At 67.0% G+C, this 19488-nt stretch carries 11 protein-coding genes and 1 pseudogene; 1 reads left to right on the forward strand and 11 read right to left on the reverse strand.

Features of this window, described 5'->3' with window-relative positions; translation table 11 throughout:
- Positions 1-35: 35 nt before the first annotated feature.
- The 11 genes and pseudogenes from ACE3N6_RS12835 to benA form a co-directional block, all read right to left on the reverse strand.
- On the reverse strand, positions 36-2504 hold the full coding sequence (locus ACE3N6_RS12835; protein WP_374246171.1) for a tetratricopeptide repeat protein: 2469 nt from the start codon (positions 2502-2504) through the stop codon (positions 36-38).
- 294 nt (positions 2505-2798) lie between these two features.
- A pseudogene (locus ACE3N6_RS12840) lies at positions 2799-6338 on the reverse strand (indolepyruvate ferredoxin oxidoreductase family protein); the annotation flags it as partial.
- A gap of 159 nt (positions 6339-6497) precedes the next feature.
- Complete coding sequence (gene dmpH / locus ACE3N6_RS12845) at positions 6498-7286, reverse strand: 2-oxo-3-hexenedioate decarboxylase (protein ID WP_374246172.1); 789 nt, start codon at positions 7284-7286, stop codon at positions 6498-6500.
- A gap of 25 nt (positions 7287-7311) precedes the next feature.
- Positions 7312-8097 carry a 2-oxopent-4-enoate hydratase gene (gene dmpE / locus ACE3N6_RS12850; protein ID WP_374246173.1) on the reverse strand — a complete coding sequence of 262 codons (786 nt, stop codon included), beginning with the start codon at positions 8095-8097 and terminating at the stop codon, positions 7312-7314.
- An 18-nt stretch (positions 8098-8115) separates the two neighbouring features.
- A complete protein-coding gene (locus tag ACE3N6_RS12855) occupies positions 8116-8955 on the reverse strand; it encodes an alpha/beta fold hydrolase (protein WP_374246174.1) in 840 nt (279 codons plus the stop codon).
- A 10-nt stretch (positions 8956-8965) separates the two neighbouring features.
- On the reverse strand, positions 8966-10426 hold the full coding sequence (locus ACE3N6_RS12860; RefSeq protein WP_374246175.1) for a 2-hydroxymuconic semialdehyde dehydrogenase: 1461 nt from the start codon (positions 10424-10426) through the stop codon (positions 8966-8968).
- 220 nt (positions 10427-10646) lie between these two features.
- Positions 10647-11594, reverse strand: a complete 948-nt coding sequence (locus ACE3N6_RS12865) for a catechol 2,3-dioxygenase (RefSeq protein WP_374246176.1) — start codon at positions 11592-11594, stop codon at positions 10647-10649.
- Between the two features lie 243 nt (positions 11595-11837).
- Positions 11838-13994 carry a benzoate diol dehydrogenase BenD gene (gene benD / locus ACE3N6_RS12870; protein ID WP_374246177.1) on the reverse strand — a complete coding sequence of 719 codons (2157 nt, stop codon included), beginning with the start codon at positions 13992-13994 and terminating at the stop codon, positions 11838-11840.
- Position 13995: 1 nt separating this feature from the next.
- Positions 13996-15009, reverse strand: a complete 1014-nt coding sequence (gene benC / locus ACE3N6_RS12875) for a benzoate 1,2-dioxygenase electron transfer component BenC (protein WP_374246178.1) — start codon at positions 15007-15009, stop codon at positions 13996-13998.
- Between the two features lie 70 nt (positions 15010-15079).
- Positions 15080-15565, reverse strand: a complete 486-nt coding sequence (gene benB / locus ACE3N6_RS12880; protein ID WP_374246179.1) for a benzoate 1,2-dioxygenase small subunit — start codon at positions 15563-15565, stop codon at positions 15080-15082.
- Positions 15565-16887, reverse strand: coding sequence for a benzoate 1,2-dioxygenase large subunit (gene benA, locus ACE3N6_RS12885; RefSeq protein WP_374246181.1), 1323 nt, complete (start codon positions 16885-16887; stop codon positions 15565-15567). Before benA ends, benB begins: the two co-directional genes overlap by 1 nt.
- 682 nt (positions 16888-17569) lie before the next feature.
- Here benA and ACE3N6_RS12890 point away from each other — a divergent pair.
- Complete coding sequence (locus ACE3N6_RS12890; protein WP_374246180.1) at positions 17570-19384, forward strand: sigma 54-interacting transcriptional regulator; 1815 nt, start codon at positions 17570-17572, stop codon at positions 19382-19384.
- The last annotated feature ends 104 nt before the right edge of the window (positions 19385-19488 follow it).

Raw genomic sequence — 19488 nt, forward strand, 5'->3', positions numbered from 1 at the left:
GGCCGGGCGATGTTACGGGCGTGTGACGGGGTGGATCAGTCGAGGAGGGTGCGGAGGGATTCGGCGATTTCGGCGTCGGTGTGGCCGAGATCTTGGAGGAGGGAGATGTAGTTGTCGGCGACGAGCTGGCTGTTCGGGTGGTCGAGGCCGAGGCTCGTGAGGAAGATCGTCAGGGCGCGGCGCATCAGGGGTTCGGCTTCGGCGAGGTGGCTGGTGGCTTGCAGTAGTCCGGCCAGGTTGTTGAGGTCGCGGGCGACGTTGGGGTGATCCTTCCTGAAGCTGGCTTCATCAATCTCCAGTGCCCGGCGCATCAGCGGTTCTGCTTCGGTGAGGCGGTTAGTGGCTTTCAGCAATTGGGCCAGGTTGTTGAGGTCGGTGGCGACTTCGGGGTGATCCTTGCCGAAGTGCGCTTCATCGATCTCCAGCGCCCGGCGCATCAGCGGTTCGGCTTCGGTGAGGCGGTTGGTATCCTGCAGCAGTCGGGCCAGATTGTTGATGTCGGCCGCGACCTCGGGGTGATCCTCACCGAAGCTGGCTTCATCGATCTCCAGCGCCCGACGCATCAGTGGTTCGGCTTCGGTGACGCGGTTGGTGTCATGCAGCAGTAGGGCCAGGTTGTTGAGATAGGTGGCGACCTTGGGGTGATTCTTGCCGAAGCTGTCTTCATCGATTGCCAGAGCCCGGCGCATCAGCGGTTCCGCTTCGGCGTAGCGGGCCTTTCCCCACAGCAAAACGCCAGCCTGATTGAACAGCCGGGCGCTGGGGCCGGCTAGCTGATTGTCCGCCGCGTGGCTGGCGACGGCCTGGGCGTGGGGGGCGAGGGGGTCGAGGACGGGCCAGCTGCGTACGTCTTGAGCTTTGCCGACAAAGGCGTCGTCGATCCAGCCCAGCACTTCACCCAGCGCGGGCTTCGCGGTGTCGTCGGCCTGCCCGTGGCGGGTGACGGCCTGGACGAGGCGATGGACGGCGAAGGCCGTGCCGTCGTCGGACCTGCTCGCCAGCGACAGGGCTTCCAGCTCGGTGAGGGCGTCGCGCAGGTCGGCGTCCTCGCCGGGGATGGGCACGTCCAGCAGGGTGACGGGGATGGGGTCCGGGGCGAGCCAGGCGAGGCGCTGCAGCAGCCGGCGGGCCGGGGGCGTGAGCTGGTCGAAGCTGGTCTGCCAGGTGATGGCGACGCTGGCGTGGTATTGCATCAGGCGCGGGTCGTACCAGCCGAGCACCGCGGCTTGGCGGCTGCGCCACTGGTCGAGGTACTGGGCGAAGCTTTGGCGTAGTTTGGCGATGTAGGCGCCGGCTTGTTCCAGCGCCAGGGCGAGGTGGCCCAGTTCGTGGGCGAGGACGGCGGCGTGGGCCGGGTCGTCGGGCTGCGCGGCGCGGCGGCCGGCGGTGCGCCGGAGCAGGAAGTCGGCCGCGGCGGCGGGGGCGAGGACGTCCACCGCCACGGGCTGGATCGCGGCGCTCCAGTTGGGCAGGCGGCTGGCGATCAGGATGTGGCCGCCGGAAAGGCGCGGGCACAGGGCTTCGACGGCTTGGGCGGCGGCTTCGTCGTCGGCGTTGTCGAGGATCAGCAGCCAGCCGGGGTGATGGTTGAGCCAGGCGAGGGCGGCGCCCTTCTGGCGGCTTTCGTCGGGTTGATCTTTTTCGGGCAGGTCGAGCAGCGCGGGGCCGCACAGGGCGGCCAGATTGCGGTCGATGGCCTGGGGGCTGTCGGCGCCGATCAGGAACAGGGCGTGGTAGGCACCGCCCCGGCGCCAGGCGTATTCCAGCGCCAGCCGGGTCTTGCCGACGCCGCCCAGGCCCCACAGGGCGACGCAGGTGGCGGGGCTTTCCTTGGCCTGAGGCGGGGTGCCGAGTAGGCCGGCGAGCTGGTCGAGCAGGCCGTCGCGCCCGATGAACAGCGGGCCAAGACTGGCCTGGGGCAGATGCACCCGTCGGGTGATCAGCCCGGCAGCGATGAGGAGATCCAGCAGGCCCGAGCGCCACACTTCGGCGGCCAGGTGGTCGGGGTTGCGGAAGCGGATGCCGGGGTGGCGCTCGACGCTGGCCAGCAGGGCGAGGTGGGCCTGCTGGGCGGCGATCTCCTCGGGCGGGGAGGCATCGCCGGAGTCGCGGAGGGCGCCCGGTTCGGGCACGGCGATGATGAGGCGCTTGCCGTGGTGGAGGGCCAGCCAGGCTTCCCATTGGGTGTAGGACATGGGCGGGCCGCCGGCTGCGAGGAAGGCCGCCACCGGCAGCGTGTCGGCGAAATCGGGGTAGCTGGCGCGGATCGCGGCGACGGAGGGCGCCTGGGCCATCGCGCCGGTCAGGTCGCCCACCAGATGGATCACCATGTCGCACTGGCGGATGTACTGGTCGAGCATGTCCAGGGTTTCGGTGCCGGTGGGGATGAAGTTCTCCTGCACCTTGACCGTGACGTTGGGGCGGTCGAGGGAATGGTGCAGGGCGTCGCGGTAGCGGCGGAACTCGGCGCTGACGGTGGAGAGGAAGATGTGGACGTGCGCCATGGGGGGCCGGGGCATGCGTATCGGGTCGAGGATACACCGGCGGGCGACGAAAAGAAAAAACCCGAGGGCGGGGGGTAGCCACTCGGGTTAAATCCACACCAAAGGAGGAGGGTGGAGGAGACGTTTCAAATCATAGAGGGTAATTTGCTGCCGTGCAACATGTGAGATGTATCCTGCTGTAACGGAAATCACGGTCGGCGCCATGCGCATGGGGTGGCGTCGGCGGGGGCGGATGGGCTGCGGGCCCGGCACCGTTTCCGGTGGCGGGCCCGCAGTTGCCGGCGTGGGCCGGAGTCAGGCGGTGAGGCGCACGGGCTGGGCCGCGCGGAAGGCGTCGAGGCGCTCGGCGTGGAGCTTGCGCGCCGCAGCGAGGTTCTTCTCCTTCACGTGGCCGAAGCCGCGGATCTCGTCCGGCACGCTGGCAAGCGCCACCGCCGCGGCGTGGTTGCCGGGCGAGAGCTTGGTGACGATCTCGTCGAGAGTCTTGATGTACTCGTCGATCAGGTCGCGCTCGGTGCGGCGTTCCTCGGTCTTGCCGAACAGGTCGAGGGCGCCGCCGCGCAGCTTCTTGAGGCCGGCGAGGCGCTGGAAGGCCTTGAACATCCACGGGCCGTACTGCTTCTTCTGCAGGTGGCCGGTCTTGGGGTCGCGGTCGGCCAGCAGCGGCGGGGCGAGGTTGTACTTGACCTCGTAGCCGTGGGGGAACTGCGCGTCGAGCTGGGCCAGGAAGGCCGGATCGGTGTGCAGGCGGGCGACTTCGTACTCGTCCTTGTAGGCCATCAGCTTGTAGAGGTGGCGGGCGGCGGCTTCGGAGAGCGCGCTGCCCGGCAGCACGCGCTGCTCGGCGGCCACCACGCGCTTGACGACGTCGGCGTAGCGCCGGGCGTAGGCTTCGTCCTGGAAGGCGATCAGCTCGGGTACGCGCACTTCGAGCAGGCGCTTCACCTCGCCCTGGGCGCCCACCGAATCGACGATTGCCCGGGCGGTGGCGGAGCGCTGCGGCTGCGGGTTGAGGGCGACCACGCCGGCGCCGGTCTGGCGGTCGATCTCGGCTTCGACGAAGGCGCGATCAACCACCGCCATGCGGCCCCAACGGAAGGCGGCGAGGCTCTGCTCGACCCCCACGCCGGAGTTCTTGATGGCCTGCTCGATGGATTCGGCCTTGAGCGGAATGGTGCCGGCCTGGAAGGCCACGCCGACCATGAAGTTGTTGGTGGCCATCGCATCGCCGAAGAGGCCCTCGGCCATCGCCTGACCGTCCAGGAAGACGTTGTCGTCCTTGCGGGTGACGCGGTCGATGCCGGCGGTCAGCGCGGCCACGGCCGGGAAGGGATTGCGCCGGTTGGTGACCATCTGGCCGGTGGGCGTCTGGGTGGTGGAGACGATGGCGATGGTGCGGTTGGGGCCGCACTTGTCCAGGTTCTTCGGATCGGTGGCGTTGAGGATGTCGAAGCCCAGGTAGAGGTCGGCCCGCCCGTCGGAGATCTTGTTGGAGCCCTGGAAGGGCTTGTAGGTGATCTTGATGTCGGAGATCACCGCGCCGCCCTTCTGGGCGAGGCCGGTCTGGTCGAGGCCGATGACGTGCTTGCCTTCGAGCCGCGCGGCGTTGGCGAGGGTGGCCACCACGGTGACCGAGCCCGTGCCGCCGATGCCCATCACGTGGATGCCCACGCCGATGGTGTCGTCGATCTTGTTCACCGGATCGGGCAGCGCGCGGTCGAGCACCGGGATGCGGCCTTTTTTCTTCTTCTTGCCCTCGGAGGCCGGCGCCGGGTTGGGCGTGACGGTGAGGAAGGACGGGCAGAAGCCCTTCACGCAGGAGAAATCCTTGTTGCACGACGACTGGTGGATGCGCGTCTTGCGGCCGAACTCGGTCTGCACCGGCTCCACGCTCATGCAGTTGGATTTCTCGCCGCAGTCGCCGCAGCCTTCGCAGACGCGCTCGTTGATGACGACCACCTCGGCCGGCTCTTCGGCCTTGCCGCGGCTACGGGCCCGGCGCAGCTCGGCGGCGCACTCCTGGTCGTGGATCAGCACGGTGGTGCCGGGGGTGGCGGCGAGTTCGCGCTGGGCTTCGTCCAGGCGGTCGCGGTGCCACACTTCGGTGTGGCCGGCCAGCGAGATGCCCGAGTAGTTGCCCGGCTCGTCGGTGGTCACGATGATGCGGCGCACGCCGTTGGCGAGCAGGTCCGACACCATGTTGGGCACCGGGTTGGCGCCCTGGATGGCCTGGCCGCCGGTCATCGAGGTGTGCGAATTGACCAGCAGCTTGAAGGTGATGTTGATGTCGGTGGAGGCGGCGTAGCGGATGGCCAGGCTGCCCGAGTGGGCGTAGGTGCCGTCGCCCATGTTCTGGAAGATGTGGCCGGTCTCGGTGAAGGGGGCCATGCCGATCCACTGGGCGCCTTCGGCCCCCATGTGGGTGCCCATCACCACGTTGCGGTTCATCCACATGGCCATGGTGTGGCAGCCGATGCCGGCCGACACGATGCTGCCTTCGGGCGCCACGGTGGAGCTGTTGTGGGGGCAGCCCGAGCAGTACCAGGCGGTGCGGGCGGTGGTCGGGAGCTTGGTGCGTTCGTGGATCTCGTCGAGGCGCTTGAGCCAGGCTTCGGCGGATTCGATGCGCGTCTTGCGCGACAGGCGCTTGAGGAGCGCGCGCACGATCACGTCGGATTCGAACTCGCCGTAGTGGGGCAGCAGCTCCTTTTCTTCCTCGTCGAACTTGCCGACGATGCGCGGCGCATTGGCACGGCCGTACAGCACCTGCTTGGCGAACATCTCGAGGAAGGGGCGCTTCTCTTCGATCACGAAGATCTCTTCGAGACCCTCGGCGAACTCGCGGACGATGGTCGGCTCCATCGGGAACAGCATGCCCATCTTGAGCACGCGGATGCCGTAGCGGCGCAGCGCGGCGTCGTCCAGGCCCATCTCGAGGAAGGCCTGCATCAGGTCGTTGTAGGTCTTGCCGGCGGTGATGATCCCGAGCCACGCGTCGGGGTTGGGGATCACGATGTTGTTCAGGTTGTTGGCGCGGGCGTAGCGCTTCACCACTTCAAGGCGGCGGGTGTAGAGCGACTGCTCCATCTCCAGCGCCTCGACGCGCACGTTCATGCCCAGGTTCATGTTGGGCGTGAAGGGCTTGCCGTCGAAGGTGAGATCAGGGGTGACGAAGTTCAGGCGGGCCGGGTCGACGTTGGCGGTGCCGGTGCCGTCGGCCACGTTGGTGACGATCTTCATGCCCATCCACACGCCGGCCAGGCGCGACATCTGGTAGCCGTGCAGGCCCAGGTCGAGGATCTCCTGCACGTTGGCCGGGTAGAGGGACGGGATGCCCACGTGGAAGAGCATCGGCTCGGATTGCGAGCACAGGGACGAGCTCTTGCAGCTGGGGTCGTCGCCGGCGATGGCGAGGACGCCGCCGTTCCTGCCGATGCCGGTGTAGTTGGCGTGCTTGAGGGCGTCGCCCGAGCGATCCACGCCCGGGGCCTTGCCGTACCACATGCCGGTGACGCCGTCGAACTTCTGCTTGCCGACGGTGTGCATCATCTGGGTGCCCCAGACGGCGGTGGCGGCGAGGTCTTCGTTCAGGCCGTCCACAAACTTGATGTTGTTCTCGACGAGCAGCTTCTGCTGCTTGAGGAGGGCGGCGTCGAGCATGCCGACGGGCGAGCCGCGATAGCCGGAGATGAACATGCCGGTCTTGAGGCCGCGCCGGGCGTCGGTGCGGATCTGGTCCAGGCTGAGCCGGACGATGGCGTCGATGCCGCCCAGGTGAATTTCGCCGGTCTCCCGGGTGAAGGTGTTGCCGAGGTCTTGCTTGGATGACATTTTTCTTGTCCTCTTGTGTGTCTCCTCCCGGTCGGCGCCCTGCCTGCTGCTCGCGTGCGGAAGCCGGCGACGGCCGTGGCGGCGGTCGCCGGATCGCTGCGGACCGGTCGATGAGTCGGATGCCGGCGCGGCCGGCGGGGAGGCCCGCCGCGCCGTTGGCGCTTACACGAAGCGCATCGAGACGGAGCCCAGATCCTGGAAGCGCACGTTCACGTTGTCGCCCGGATTGACGGCGATGGCTTCGGTGACGCCGCCGGTCATGATGAAGGTGCCGGCCGGAATCTCCTGGCCGCGGGCGCCCAGGTGGTTGGCCAGCATGGCGACGGCAGCCAGCGGGTGGCCCAGCACGGCGGCGCCGGCCGCCATGGCCTTGATCTCGCCGTTGATCTCGAGCACCACGCCCAGGGTGCGCAGGTCGAGTTCGTCGAGGTTGCGCATGTTGCCGCCGATCACGAAGCGCGACGACGAGGTGTTGTCGGCGATCACGCTCTTCAGGTCGAACTTGAAGTCACGGTAACGGGAGTCGATGATCTCGACGGCCGGCAGCACGAAATCCACGGCGGCCATCACCGCGCCCACGTGGCAGCCGGGGCCCTTCAGCGGGGCCTTGGTGACGACGCAGATCTCGGCCTCGACCTTCGGGTGGATCAGCTCGGCGTGCTTGATCTCGCCGCCGTCCGGGCGGGACATGTAGTCGGCGACGAAGCCGAACACCGGGGTCTCGACGCCCATCTGCTTCATCTTGGCGAAGGAGGTGAGGCCGCACTTGAGGCCGGCGACCTTGTTGCCGCGGGCTTCCTTGCGGCGGCGGATCTCGTCCTGGATGGCGTAGGCGTCGTCCCAGTCCATGTCCGGGTGGTCGTCGGTGATCTTGGTGACGTCGTGGGCCTGCAGTTCGGCGTTTTCGAGGTGCTCGGCGAGCTTCAGGATGGTGGCGTTGTCGAGTTTCATTGCGGTGTCTCTCTATTGTTCAGTATCAGATGAAGCGGACCGAGGTGCTGCCCAGGCCACCGACGGAGCACACCAGGCTGTCGCCGGCCTTGACCGGGACGAGCGGGGACTGGGAGCCGGACAGGATCACTTCGCCGGCCTTGAGGCCGATGCCCAGGCGGCCGAGGGTGTTGGCCAGCCAGGCCACGGCGTTGACCGGGGAGCCCTGCACGGCGGCGCCGGTGGAGGTGCTGATCACTTCGCCGTTCTTCTCGAGCACCATGCCGGCCAGGGCCAGGTCGATGTCGCGGGGGCTCTTGCGGCGGCCGCCGAGGGTGAGCACGCCACACGAGGCGTTGTCGGCGACGGTGTCCTGGATCTTGATCTTCCAGTCCTGGATGCGCGAATCGACGATCTCGAAGCAGGGCACCACGCAGTCGGTGGCGCGCAGCACGTCGGCGGCGGTGACGCCCGGGCCCGTCAGGTCGGACTTGAGGATGAAGGCCACTTCGGCTTCGGCGCGCGGGGCGATCATCTTGCCGGTGTCGACGGCCTCGCCCTCGTTGAAGACCATGCCGGAAGTGAGCATGCCGAAGTCGGGCTGATTGACCTTGAGCATGTCCATCACGACCTTGCTGGTGACGCCGATCTTCTTGCCGATGATGGTCTCGCCGGTGGCCTCCAGGCGCCGGGCGATCATGCGCTGCTGGATGCGGTAGGCGTCTTCGATGGTGATGTCGGCTTCGCGGTCGGTGAGCGGCGCGACCGGGGTGCGGGTGACGAGGGCGTTGTAGAGCTCGTCGCCGTAGCGTTCGATCTTGGAGTTGTCCATCGTGGGTTACCTCGAATGTCAGGAAATCTGCGGGTCGGCTTCGGCGAGGAAATCGCCGACGAGCCGGTTGAAGCGGGCGTTGTGCTCGATCTGGGTCCAGTGACCGCAGTGGCCGAACACATGGAGCTGGGCGTTGGGAATCCAGTCGGCCAGGGTGAGCGAGTTGGAGAGCGGGATCACCTTGTCCTCGCGGCCGTGGACGATGAGCGTCTCGTGGGGCAGGGCGCGGATGTCGGCCTCGCGGCTGGTCATGGCGTCCACCCAGCGCTGGCGCGGGGCGGGGAACATCGCCGCGAAGGATTCCTGGAAGCCCGGGCGGATGCTGGCCTGGTAGCGCAGCTCGGCGAGTTCGTCGGAGACGAGTTCGCGGCTCCAGGCGAAGTAGTCCATGATGCTGCGCATGGCTTCGAAGGAGGGCTGGTAGCCCCACACTGCGTCGAGCCCTTCGGTGATCTCGAAGGGCACGCCCACCGAACCCATCAGCACCAGCCGGCGCACCCGCTGGGGCGCGCGGATCGCCAGGGCCATGGCCAGGGCGCCGCCGAAGGAGTTGCCCACCAGGTCCACCTGCTCGAGCCCGAGGGCGTCGAGCAGGTCCAGCGCCTGCTGCACCCCGGTGTCCATGCCGTACTCGATGCCGGCCGGGCGGTCGGTGTAGCCGAAGCCCACCATGTCCGGGGCGATCACCCGGCGAGCCTTCGCCAGCGCGGGGATCACCAGCCGCCAGTTGGCCCAGGCGGAGACGCCCGGGCCCGAGCCGTGGATCAGCAGCACCGGGGCGCCGCTGCCCACGTCATGGACGTTGGTCTCGAAGCTACCGGTGCGGATGCGCCGGCCGATCTCGGGGTTCTGGGTCATCGCCGGTGGCTCAGTACTTGACCATCACGTTGCGCAACTCGGTGTAGAACTCCAGCGAGTGCAGGCCGCCTTCACGGCCGATGCCGGACTGCTTGGAGCCGCCGAACGGGGTGCGCAGGTCGCGCAGGAACCAGCTGTTCACCCAGCACAGGCCCACTTCGATGGCGTTGGCCAGGCGCATGGCGCGGCTGATGTCCTGGGTGTGGATGGAGGTGGCGAGGCCGTAGCGGTTGGCGTTGACCTTGTTCAGCACTTCGTCTTCGCTGTCGAAGGGGCTGATGTGGCAGCACGGCCCGAAGATTTCTTCGGTGACGACGGTGGCGGTCTCGGGCAGGCCGGTCCAGATGGTCGGCTGAACCCAGCAGCCGTCCTTCAGGTCGTCCGGCATGTCGGGGATGCCGCCGCCGAAGACGATGTTGGCGCCTTCTTCCTTGGCCTTGGCGTACATGCCCAGCACCTTGGCCTGGTGCTTCTTGCTGACCAGCGGGCCGATCTTGGTGTCGTGGTCGAAGGGGCGGCCGGGCTTCATCTGTTCGGCCTTTTCCTTCAGGGCGGCGACGAACTTGTCGAAGATCGGGCGCTCGACGTACACGCGCTCGGTGCCCAGGCACACTTGGCCGGCGTTCTCGAAGCAGGAGCGGGTGACGGTGGCGACGGCGTTGTCGAAGTCGGCATCGGCAAACACCACGGCGGCGTTCTTGCCGCCCAGCTCCAGCGACACCGGGCGGATGCCGACGGCGGCGGCCTGCATGATGGCGGTGCCGGTGCGGGTTTCGCCGGTGAAGGTGATGCCGTTCACGTCCGGGTGGGCGGTGAGGAAGGAGCCGGCGGAGTTCACGCCGTAGCCGTTCACCACGTTGTACACGCCGGGGGGCACGCCGACCTTGTTCATCACTTCACCCAGCAGGGTGGCGGTGCTGGGGGTGTCTTCGGAGGGCTTGACGACGACGGTGTTGCCGCAGGCGAGCGCCGGGCCGGCCTTCCAGGTCATCAGCAGCAGGGGCAGGTTCCACGGGCAGATGATGCCGATCACGCCGCGCGGGGTGCGCACGCCGTAGGAGCGGGCGGTCTTGCCGTCCGGGGTGCGCATCTCGAAGGATTCGGTGGACACGTTCTTGATCGTGTCGGTGAAGATCTTGAAGTTGGCGGCGCCGCGGGGGATGTCGATGTGCGAGGCGAGGTGGGCGGGCTTGCCGGTGTCGGCGATCTCGGCCTGCAGGAAGTCGTCGAAGCGGTGGTTGATCTCGGCGACGATGGCGTCGAGCATGGCGCAGCGCTCGACCACCGAGAGCTTGCCCCAGGGGCCCTTGAGGGCGGCCTTGGCGGCGGCGACGGCGGCGTCCACCTCGGGTTGGCCGGCTTCATAGACCATGCCGATCAAGGAGTTGTCGACCGGGTTGCGCTTCTCGTAGGTCTTGCCGCTGAGGTTGGTGACGTACTCACCGTTGATGAAGTTCTTGATCTCTTTCATGTCGTACTCTCTTCTTTTGGTGGTGTCTCGGCCGTGCCCGCTGCAGCGCTCCGCATCGACCGGCTGTTCGTCCATCGGATGCCCGGGGGGCGTGAAAGCATTCACGCCTGTTAGCATAGCCTAGTTTTCCGATATTTTCTAGAAATCTCGATATTTTTTCGAGGCAGGCCGAAAGGAAAAACCGCGCAGCGGAGGCCGGTGCGCGGTTGGGGGTTTCCGGTCAGGTGAACACGCTCAGGAAGGCCTCGTTCAACTTGCGGTCGTGGTAGAAGATCGCTGGCCCCAGGGCTTCGTCGTACCAGGTGATGGTGGGTTTGTCCGGGTAGTAGATGTAGCCGCCCGCGAAGACTTCGTTGCGGTTGCCCGACGGGTCGAAGAAGTAGATCGTCTCGCCGCGGGTGATGCCATGGCGGGTGGGGCCGATGTCGATGGAGGTCTTGGTGCGGGACAGGATGTCGCCGGCACGCAGGACCTGCTCCCAGCTGCGCAGCTCGAAGGAGGCGTGGTGGAACTTGCCCTTTACCGGCTGGCGGATGAAGGCCACGTCGTGGGCCTTGTTCGAGCAGGACAGGAAGGCGCCGATCATGAAGTCCTTGTTGTCGGACAGCACCACCTTTTCGGCGAGGCCGAAGCCCAGCACGTCCATGAACAGCTTGACGGTGCCGTCCAGGTCGTCGCCGTACAGCAGGCAGTGGTCGAAGCGCGACGGGGCGATGCCCTTCAGGTCGTCCGGCCAGGGGTCGGGGTTGATGTTGGGGCCGTCGGTGCCGCAGTTGTTGCCGACCGTCTCCTTCTCGGCGTACAGCTCCATCGCGTGGCCGGTGGGCACCGTGAAGCGGAAGCGTTCGCCGGTGGCAAGCAGCTCGCCGGCGGGCACCCAGCTGCAGTCGGTGGCGAGGCCGGAGGCCTCCACGTCGGCGGCGAGCTTCTTGAGGGTGGCGGGGGAGTCGACCTTCCAGCCCATGTAATCCATGCCGGCTTCGTCGGCTTCGCGCAGGATGACGCTGCTGTGGTCCTGCTCGTCCCACCCTTTCAGGTAGACGCGGTTCTGGGCGTCGCGGGCGACTTCGATGAGACCGAGCACGTCGCGGTAATGCTTGACGGCCGGTTCCAGTTCGAGCACGCGGATCGAGACGTGCCCGGGGCGCAATACGCCGGTGAGTGCCATTCAATATCTCCTCTTCGGGTTGATTTATGTGTGTCGTCGCCTGAAACCCGAAACCGGGCGATCGACTGTTGCCGGCCGGCGCGCGGGGGCAGCCGTCCGGTGGGCTTCGGCCCGAGGGCCCTCTGCGGGTGATGCAGGCCATGCGGCGGGCGTGCGATGTGCGCACGGCCGATAGCATAGCCAAAATTCTCAAAATTTATCAGCAATATCGATATTTTTATGGGGCCCCCGCCTGCCGGGTGTTCAGTGGGCGGTGGCGGAGCGCCCGGCGTCGATGAGGGCGACGGCGATGAAGGCGATCACGGCGGGGATGGAGATGGCCATGAAGTTCTGTTCGAGGGGCAGCTTCATGCCCACCAGCGCGCCGATCACGATGGGCGCCAGGATCGCGCCGCTGCGCCCCACGCCCGACGCCCAGCCGATGCCGGTGGAGCGCACCGCCATGGGGTAGTACTGCCCCACGTAGGCGTAGGTGATGATCTGGGTGCCGATGGTGGAGGCGCCGGCAAGGCCGACCAGGACGAACAGCGCTTCGGTGGGCACCTTGTAGCCGAGCAGGGTGATCGACACCGCGGCGAGCGCGTAGAAGCCGAGGAGCACGTACTTGATGTGGAAGCGGTCGGCCAGCCAGCCGCCGCCGATGGCGCCGATCATCGCCCCGAAGTTGAGCACCAGCACGAAGGTGAGGGCGGAGCCCAGGCTGTAGCCGGCGCTGGCCATGAGCTTGGTGAGCCAGGAGCTGAGGGCGTACACCATGAACAGGCACATGAAGAAGGTGATCCAGAACATCAGCGTGCTGAAGCCGCGGCCTTCCTGGAACAGCTTGCCGATGGGGGCGCCGTGGGCTTTGTGGGCGGCGGGCAGGGCGAACTCGTCGTTGGGCGAGGGGACGTAGCCCGGCTCCAGGCGCTGGACGATGGCCTTCAGCTCGTCGAAGCGGCCGGTCTTGATGAGGAAGGGCATGGATTCCGGCAGGGCCCGGAGCACGAAGGGGATGAGGAGCATCGGCGCGGCGGCGGCGAAGAACACGTAGGACCAGCCGTAGCTTTCGATCAGCCCCCTGCCGAGCACGGCGGCGAGCATGCCGCCCACCGCGTAACCGCTGAACATGAGCGTGACCAGGGTGCTGCGCATCTTGCGGGGGGAGTACTCGGTCATCTGGGCGACGACATTGGGCATCACGCCGCCGATGCCGAGGCCGGCCAGGAAGCGGGTGACGCTGAAGCTGACCGGGTCGCTGGTGAAACCGGCGGCGGCGGTGAAGGCGCTGAACAGCACGATGCAGATCACGATGGCCCAGCGGCGGCCGATCCTGTCGGCGATGGTGCCGAGGAAGATCGCCCCGAACATCATCCCGAACAGGGCCGAACTGACCATGTAGCCGGCGGTGGCGGGGGTGACGCCCATCTCCTTCATGATCGAGGGCAGGGCGATGCCGGCCACGGCCAGGTCGTAGCCGTCGAAGATGATGATGAGGGCGCACCAGAACAGGACGACGCCGTGGAAGCGGTTGAACCTGGCGTGGTCCGACAGGTGGTGGATGTCTACGTGGGCCATGGGTCTCTCGATGTTTGTGTAGTTATGGGCAGGCGCGGGGGGCGGGGGGGGGGGCGGGCACCCCCCGAAGCCCCCCCCCCCCGGGGGGGCCGGGGGGGGGATGTAGGCGGATTCGTCCGAGGCGAGGAAGAGGATCGGGGCGACCTGTTCGTCGATGGTGCCGTAGCGGTGCATCAGGCTGGCGTCGATGGTCTGGTCGATGACGCCCTGGTACCACTCGGTTTCCTGCGCGGAGGGCGGCTCGGCGTTGCGCGGGATGCGGCGGGGCGGGGCTTCGGTGCCGCCGGGGGCGGTGGCGTTGATGCGGATGCCGTCCTTGGTGTGTTCCATGGCGATGGAGGCGGTGAGGGCATTCACGCCGCCTTTGGCCGCGGAGTAGGGCACCCGGTGCACGCCACGGGTGGCGATGGACGACACGTTCACGATCACGCCCTTCTTCTGGGCCAGCATGGCCGGCAGCACGGCGCGGCAGCACCACAGGGTGGGGAACAGCGAGCGGCGGATCTCGGCCTCGATCTGGGCTTCTTCGTAGAACTCGAAGGGCTTGGCCCAGATGGTGCCGCCGACGTTGTTGATGAGCACGTCGATGCGCTTGTGCTTCTTGAGGGCAGCGTCCATCACCGACCGGGCGCCGGCGAAGGTCTCCAGATCGGCTTGCACGGCGATGGCCTTGCCGCCGGCGTCCTTGATCTCGGCGACGACCTCCTTCACCAGGTCGGAGCGGTCCACCGCCACCACGGCGCCGCCTTCGGCCGCGACTTGCAGGGCGACGCCGCGGCCGATGCCCTGGGCAGCGCCGGTGACGATGACGACCTTCTTCTTGAAACGGTTTGCGCCGGCCATGTCAGTGGGCCCCCGCGGTGGACGACGAGAACTTCTCGAAGTGGAAGCTGTTGGGGGTGACGCCGGCACCTTCGATCCACTTGCGCACGCCCTCGACCATCGGCGGGGGGCCGCAGACGTAGACGTCCACCTTGCCGTCGTGCAGTTGGGCGGCGGTGAGGTGGTCGGTGACGTAGCCTGTCTTCGGGTGGCCGCTGGCGGGATCGACGACCACGGTGAAGAACTCGAGGCCGGGGATGGCGGCCTGGAGGGCGGCCAGGGTTTCCAGCTCGACGAGGTCGTCGTTGCTGTTGACGCCGTAGGCCAGCAGGATGGGCTGGGCGGGCGGGTTGTTCTGGAGGGACTGCAGCATCGACAGGAAGGGGGCGAGGCCGGTGCCGCCGGCAAGCATCAGCACGGGGCGGTCGACCGGGCGCAGGTAGAAGCTGCCGTAGGGGCCGGTGAAGCTCATGGTGTCGCCGACCTGGGCGGTGTGGCGCATGTGGGTGCTCATCAGACCGCCGGGCACGTCGCGGATCAGGAAGCCGACGCCGCTCCGGTTGGGGGCGCTGCTGAAGGAGTAGGCGCGGGTTTCCTGGGTGCCGGGGACGACGAGGTTGACGTACTGGCCGGGCAGGAAGGAGATGGGCTTGTCGGCTTCGAGCTTGAAGGAGACGGTGGTGGGCGAGTTGCGGTCGATCTCGGTGAGGGTGGCGCGGTGGGTGGCGACTTCGGTCTTGCACGCGGCGGCGGAGGCCGGCACGCGGATCACGCAGTCGGAGGCGGGCTTCATCTGGCAGGTGAGGATGTAGCCCCGGGCGGCCTCGTCGTCGGTGAGGGCGTCTTCGATGTAGACGCCCTGGGTGTAGCTGCCGCTCTCGCACTGGCATTTGCAGGTGCCGCAGGCGCCGTCGCGGCAGTCGAGGGGGATGTTGATCTTGGCACGGTAGGCGGCGTCGGCCACCAGCTCGTCGGCGTCGCACTGGATGATGCGGGTGACCCCGTCTTCGAATTGCAGGGCGATGTTGTACGGCATGGGAGTTGTCCTTCTCTGCGCGGGTGGTGCGCGGCCCGCCTTCGGGGGCGGGCCGTCGTCGATCAATGAATCAGATGTGGTAGATGTCCAGCACGTGGTGGATGTAGTCGTTCTTCAGCACCACGTACTTCTTCTTGATGAGCGGGCGCTCGCCGGACGTGTCGAGGGTGTACTCGGAGTAGCCGAAGTAGGTGTCGAGGATGTCGTAGCGGAAGCTGTGGGTCGCCCAGTTGAAGCGGACCGTGGCGCTCGTCTCGTCCTGGGCCAGCACCTCGAGGTTGGTGATGAGGTGACAGTGGCGGGTGTCCGGGATGGTGGCGCTGGAGCGGTCGGTCTCGATCCGGAAGACGCGGTCTTCGAGGCCCTGCTTGTTGGCGTAGTAGATCAGCGAGACCTGGCTGTGCGGGTCGTCGGTAAGGGTGTCGTCGTCGTCCCACGACGGCATCCAGAACTCCACGTCGTCGGCGTAGAACGACAGCCAGTCGTTCCAGCGGCGCTCATCGAGGGCGCGGGCTTCTTGAAAGACAAAGGCTTGAATGGCTTCGTAGGACAGCATTAGTTGGCTCCGTTTTCTTGTTCAGCGAGGATGGCTTGCTTCATGACTTCGACCCAGTACTGGTGCTGCATCACGTACAGCCCTTCGTCCTCGGTCTTGATGCCCGACAGCTCCGGCTTGAGGCCGATGAGGTCGGCGTTCTCGTCCGGGCCCTCCACCCAGTGGGTGGCGCCGCGGGTCATGTCGTTCCACTTGACGATGCGGGCGTTGAACCCGTGCTGGCAGGAGCGGAACTCTTCCAGGTCGTCGGGGGTGGCCATCCCGGTGGCGTTGAAGAAGTCTTCGTACTGGCGCAGGCGGCGCTGGCGGGCTTCCGGGGCTTCGCCCTTCGGCGCGATGCAGTAGATGACGGCCTCGGTCTTGTCGACGGCCAGCGGGCGCAGCACGCGGATCTGCGAGCTGAACTGGTCCATCAGGTACACGTTGGGGTACAGGCACAGGTTGCGCGATTTGCGCAGCATCCAGTCGGCGCGCGCCTCGCCGAACTTCTCGACCCACTCGGCACGCTTGCTCCACAGGGGGCGGTCTTCCGGGTTGGCCCAGTTGGTCCACAGCAGCATGTGGCCGTTCTTGAAGGAGTAGGAGCCGCCGCCCTGGCGGGCCCAGCCGCCGGCGCTCATCGCCTTGATGGTGTCCACCTTCCCGTCGGCGGTGCGGCGGCCCTGGGTGGCGGCGTAGTTCCAGTGGGTGGCGGTGACGTGGTAGCCGTCGGCGCCGTTCTCGGCCTGCAGCTTCCAGTTGGCGTCGAAGGTGTAGGCACCCGAGCCGCGCAGCACTTCGATGCCGTCCGGGGCCTGGTCCACGATCATGTCGATGATCTTGGTGGCTTCGCCCAGGTGCTCGACGAGGGGCGCGACGTCCGGGTTCAGCGACCCGAACAGGAAACCGCGGTAGCTCTCGAAGGCGCCCAGCTTGATGAGGTCGTGGCTGCCTTCCTTGTTGAAGCACTCGGGGTAGCCGGCGTCCGGGTTCTGGTCCTTCACCTTGAGCAGCTTGCCGGCGTTGTTGAAGGTCCAGCCGTGGAAGGGGCAGGTGAAGCTCGACTTGTTGCCCTTCTTGTGGCGGGCCAGCGTGGCGCCCCGGTGGGTGCAGGTGTTGGCGAAGGCGTGGAGCTGGCCGCTCTTGTCGCGGGTGATGATGACCGGCTGCCGGCCCACGTAGAGGGTGAAGTAGTCGTTCGGGTTCGGGATCTGGCTCTCGTGGGCCATGAAGATCCAGTTGCCTTCGAAGATGTACTTCATCTCCAGCTCGAACAGCTCGGCGTCGGTGAAGGCCGCGCGGTCGATGCGGTACATCTTCCTGGCCGGGTCCTCCTCCAGCATCGCGTCCAGCTTCGCAATCTTGAGTTGGGTGTCTTGGGTTGCTTGGGTCACGCTGATCTCCTATCCATGGTCTAAATCGAGGGACGGCCGCGGGGCTTGCCGACCCCTCTTGTTACGTTTCTCCAGGCAACGGACGTCCGTGACGACCTGCGTCGCGGCGGGTCGGCTGTCTGGCGGGGCGGGTTTGGGTGGCGGTCCGGCTAGCGGCGCCGGTCGCGATGGCGCAAGAGGTGCTGCATGGCTGTCTCCTTGGTGTGCCTCTCTGGGGGCGGTTCGGGCGCTGCCGGGTGGCTGTCGAGCATTTGCTCACCTGGCGGCCTTCCACACCCTGATTTAGCAGGAGCTGTGCCACGCTGCGCCGGGCGGGCCCCTCCGCTTGGCCTATCCCCTTGTCCGCAAAGGGTTGTTGCCGGTTTCGCGATGCCCGGGCGGGGGTGACGCGGCTGGCCTGCGACAAGGTGGTGCTGGCGGGTGTGAATCAAATGATTTAATGCGCCCATAAATTTTGCGGCGCAATATGAATCAATGCGTGCATAGTTCCCTTCATGGCGTTGTTTCTTTCCCATGAGCCGGCGTATCTTTGGCGGCAAAGACGGTCCGCACCGATGCGGCGGCCGGAACAACGTATTCAGGATGGAGACACTATGAGCAGCGCAGCGCGCCCCGAGGCCGGAGGCCAGGCATGAAGACGATCGCCAAGGCGCCATCGGCAGCGCGAGGCCGGCCGGTCGTCGATCCCGGGCCCGACAGCCAGGGCAAGCTCCGGCTTCCCGACTTCTCCGACCTCCTCGCCCGCCTGCGCTTCTCGACCGGCGACGGGCGCATCTGGCTGGACGACCAGCGCATGCTGCTGATCCACGCCAAATCCCTCGGCACCCTGCGCCGCGAGATGATCGAGGCCCTCGGCATGGACGTCGCCCGCGGCTTCATGACCCGGATGGGTTACCACGCCGGCGTGCACGACGCCCAGATGGCCCGCAAGGTGCGCTCCCGCACCTCCCTGCGCGACATGTTCGTCGTCGGCCCCCAGATGCACTGCCTCGAAGGCATCGGCATCTCCGAGCCGGTCCGGCTCGAGTTCGACGTGGCGCGCGGGCAGCACTACGGCGAGTTCATCTGGACGAGCCAGGTGGAGGACGAAGAGCACATGCGCCACTTCCCGATCGGCAGCGAGCCCGCCTGCTGGATGCAGATCGGCTACGCCTCGGGCTTCTCCACCGAGTTCATGGGCCGTCAGGTGCTGTACCGCGAAGTGGAATGCCAGTCGATGGGCCATTCGGCCTGTCGTATCGTCGGCAAGCTGGTGGAAGAATGGGGCGAGGAGGGCGTCGAGGATCTCCGCTACATGATGCCCGAGACCCTCACCGAGCACCCCGTGCCCACCGGGCGCCCGGCCAGCGCCGTCGGCCGCCCGACCGAAGAGGACGCGCAGCAGAGCGGCCCGGTCGGCATCTCGCCCAGCTACGCCGCCGCCTTACATATGGTGAAGCGCGTGGCGCCCACTCAGGCGACGGTGTTGTTCCTGGGGGAGAGCGGGGTGGGCAAGGAAGTCTTCGCGCGCAACCTGCATCGTTTGAGCAACCGCAGCAGCAAACCCTTCGTCGCCATCAACTGCGCGGCGATCCCCGAACAGCTGATCGAATCCGAACTCTTTGGCGTCGAGCGGGGCGCCTTCAGCGGCGCCCTGCAGAGCCGGCCCGGCCGTTTCGAGCGCGCCGATGGCGGCACCCTGTTCCTCGACGAGATCGGCACCCTCAGCGCCATCGCCCAGGGCAAGCTGCTGCGGGTGCTGCAGGAGGGCGAAGTGGAACGCCTTGGCGACACCTGTACCCGGCAGGTGGATGTGCGGGTGATCGCCGCCACCAACGTCGATCTGCGCGAGGAAGTTCGGGCCGGCCGCTTCCGCGAAGACCTGTTCTTCCGCCTCAACGTGTTCCCGATCCGCATCGCCCCCCTGCGCGAGCGCCGTGAGGACATCCCGCTGCTGATGACTCACTTCCTCACCAAGTTCAACCGGCTGCACGGGCGCCATCTCACCGGCTTCACCCAGCGCGCAGTGGATGCCATGCTGTCCTACGACTGGCCGGGCAACGTGCGCGAGATCGAGAACGTCATCGAGCGCGGCGCGATCCTTGCGCCCGAGAACGGCGCCATCGATTCGCCCCACCTATTCACCAGCGGCGAGCATTTCGGCGAGCACCGCTTCGAAGTGGGCCGCGAAGGGCGTCTGGTGGCCAGCGATCCTGCGTCGCTGGTCTCTGGGCCGGATCAAGGCTGCGAACTCGATCGGGTGAGTCGCGGCGTCAATAACCTGCTGCTCGGCGACGGCGAAGAGTGCGAGAACGTCTCCCTCGACGAGATCGAAACCCTGCTCCTCAAGCGCGCCCTGGAGCGGGCCGGCGGAAATATTGCCGCCGCCGCACGCCTGCTCGGCATCACCCGCCCACAGATGGTTTACCGGCTCAAGAGCCGGGGCATTGTTCAGGACGGCGACTGATCTGAATTAATTTCTCAAACCTCTTGACGGGTTCTGATAGTTCTTTATAATTCGGCCCTCTTCGCAGCGCAGTTGTTTCGGCGCGGTGAAGGGGGGAGTGGCCC

Source organism: Zoogloea sp., from assembly GCF_041904905.1.
Taxonomy (GTDB): Bacteria; Pseudomonadota; Gammaproteobacteria; order Burkholderiales; family Rhodocyclaceae; genus Zoogloea.

What these genes read in the sequence shown, in the direction of transcription:
- ACE3N6_RS12890 (WP_374246180.1), top strand. Translation starts at nt 17,570, where the DNA reads ATGAAGACGATCGCCAAGGCGCCATCGGCAGCGCGAGGCCGGCCGGTC.
- ACE3N6_RS12865 (WP_374246176.1), bottom strand. Translation starts at nt 11,594, where the DNA reads ATGGCACTCACCGGCGTATTGCGCCCCGGGCACGTCTCGATCCGCGTG.
- ACE3N6_RS12860 (WP_374246175.1), bottom strand. Translation starts at nt 10,426, where the DNA reads ATGAAAGAGATCAAGAACTTCATCAACGGTGAGTACGTCACCAACCTC.
- ACE3N6_RS12855 (WP_374246174.1), bottom strand. Translation starts at nt 8,955, where the DNA reads ATGACCCAGAACCCCGAGATCGGCCGGCGCATCCGCACCGGTAGCTTC.
- dmpE (WP_374246173.1), bottom strand. Translation starts at nt 8,097, where the DNA reads ATGGACAACTCCAAGATCGAACGCTACGGCGACGAGCTCTACAACGCC.
- benA (WP_374246181.1), bottom strand. Translation starts at nt 16,887, where the DNA reads ATGCTGGAGGAGGACCCGGCCAGGAAGATGTACCGCATCGACCGCGCG.
- ACE3N6_RS12835 (WP_374246171.1), bottom strand. Translation starts at nt 2,504, where the DNA reads ATGGCGCACGTCCACATCTTCCTCTCCACCGTCAGCGCCGAGTTCCGC.
- benB (WP_374246179.1), bottom strand. Translation starts at nt 15,565, where the DNA reads ATGCTGTCCTACGAAGCCATTCAAGCCTTTGTCTTTCAAGAAGCCCGC.
- benD (WP_374246177.1), bottom strand. Translation starts at nt 13,994, where the DNA reads ATGGCCGGCGCAAACCGTTTCAAGAAGAAGGTCGTCATCGTCACCGGC.
- benC (WP_374246178.1), bottom strand. Translation starts at nt 15,009, where the DNA reads ATGCCGTACAACATCGCCCTGCAATTCGAAGACGGGGTCACCCGCATC.
- dmpH (WP_374246172.1), bottom strand. Translation starts at nt 7,286, where the DNA reads ATGAAACTCGACAACGCCACCATCCTGAAGCTCGCCGAGCACCTCGAA.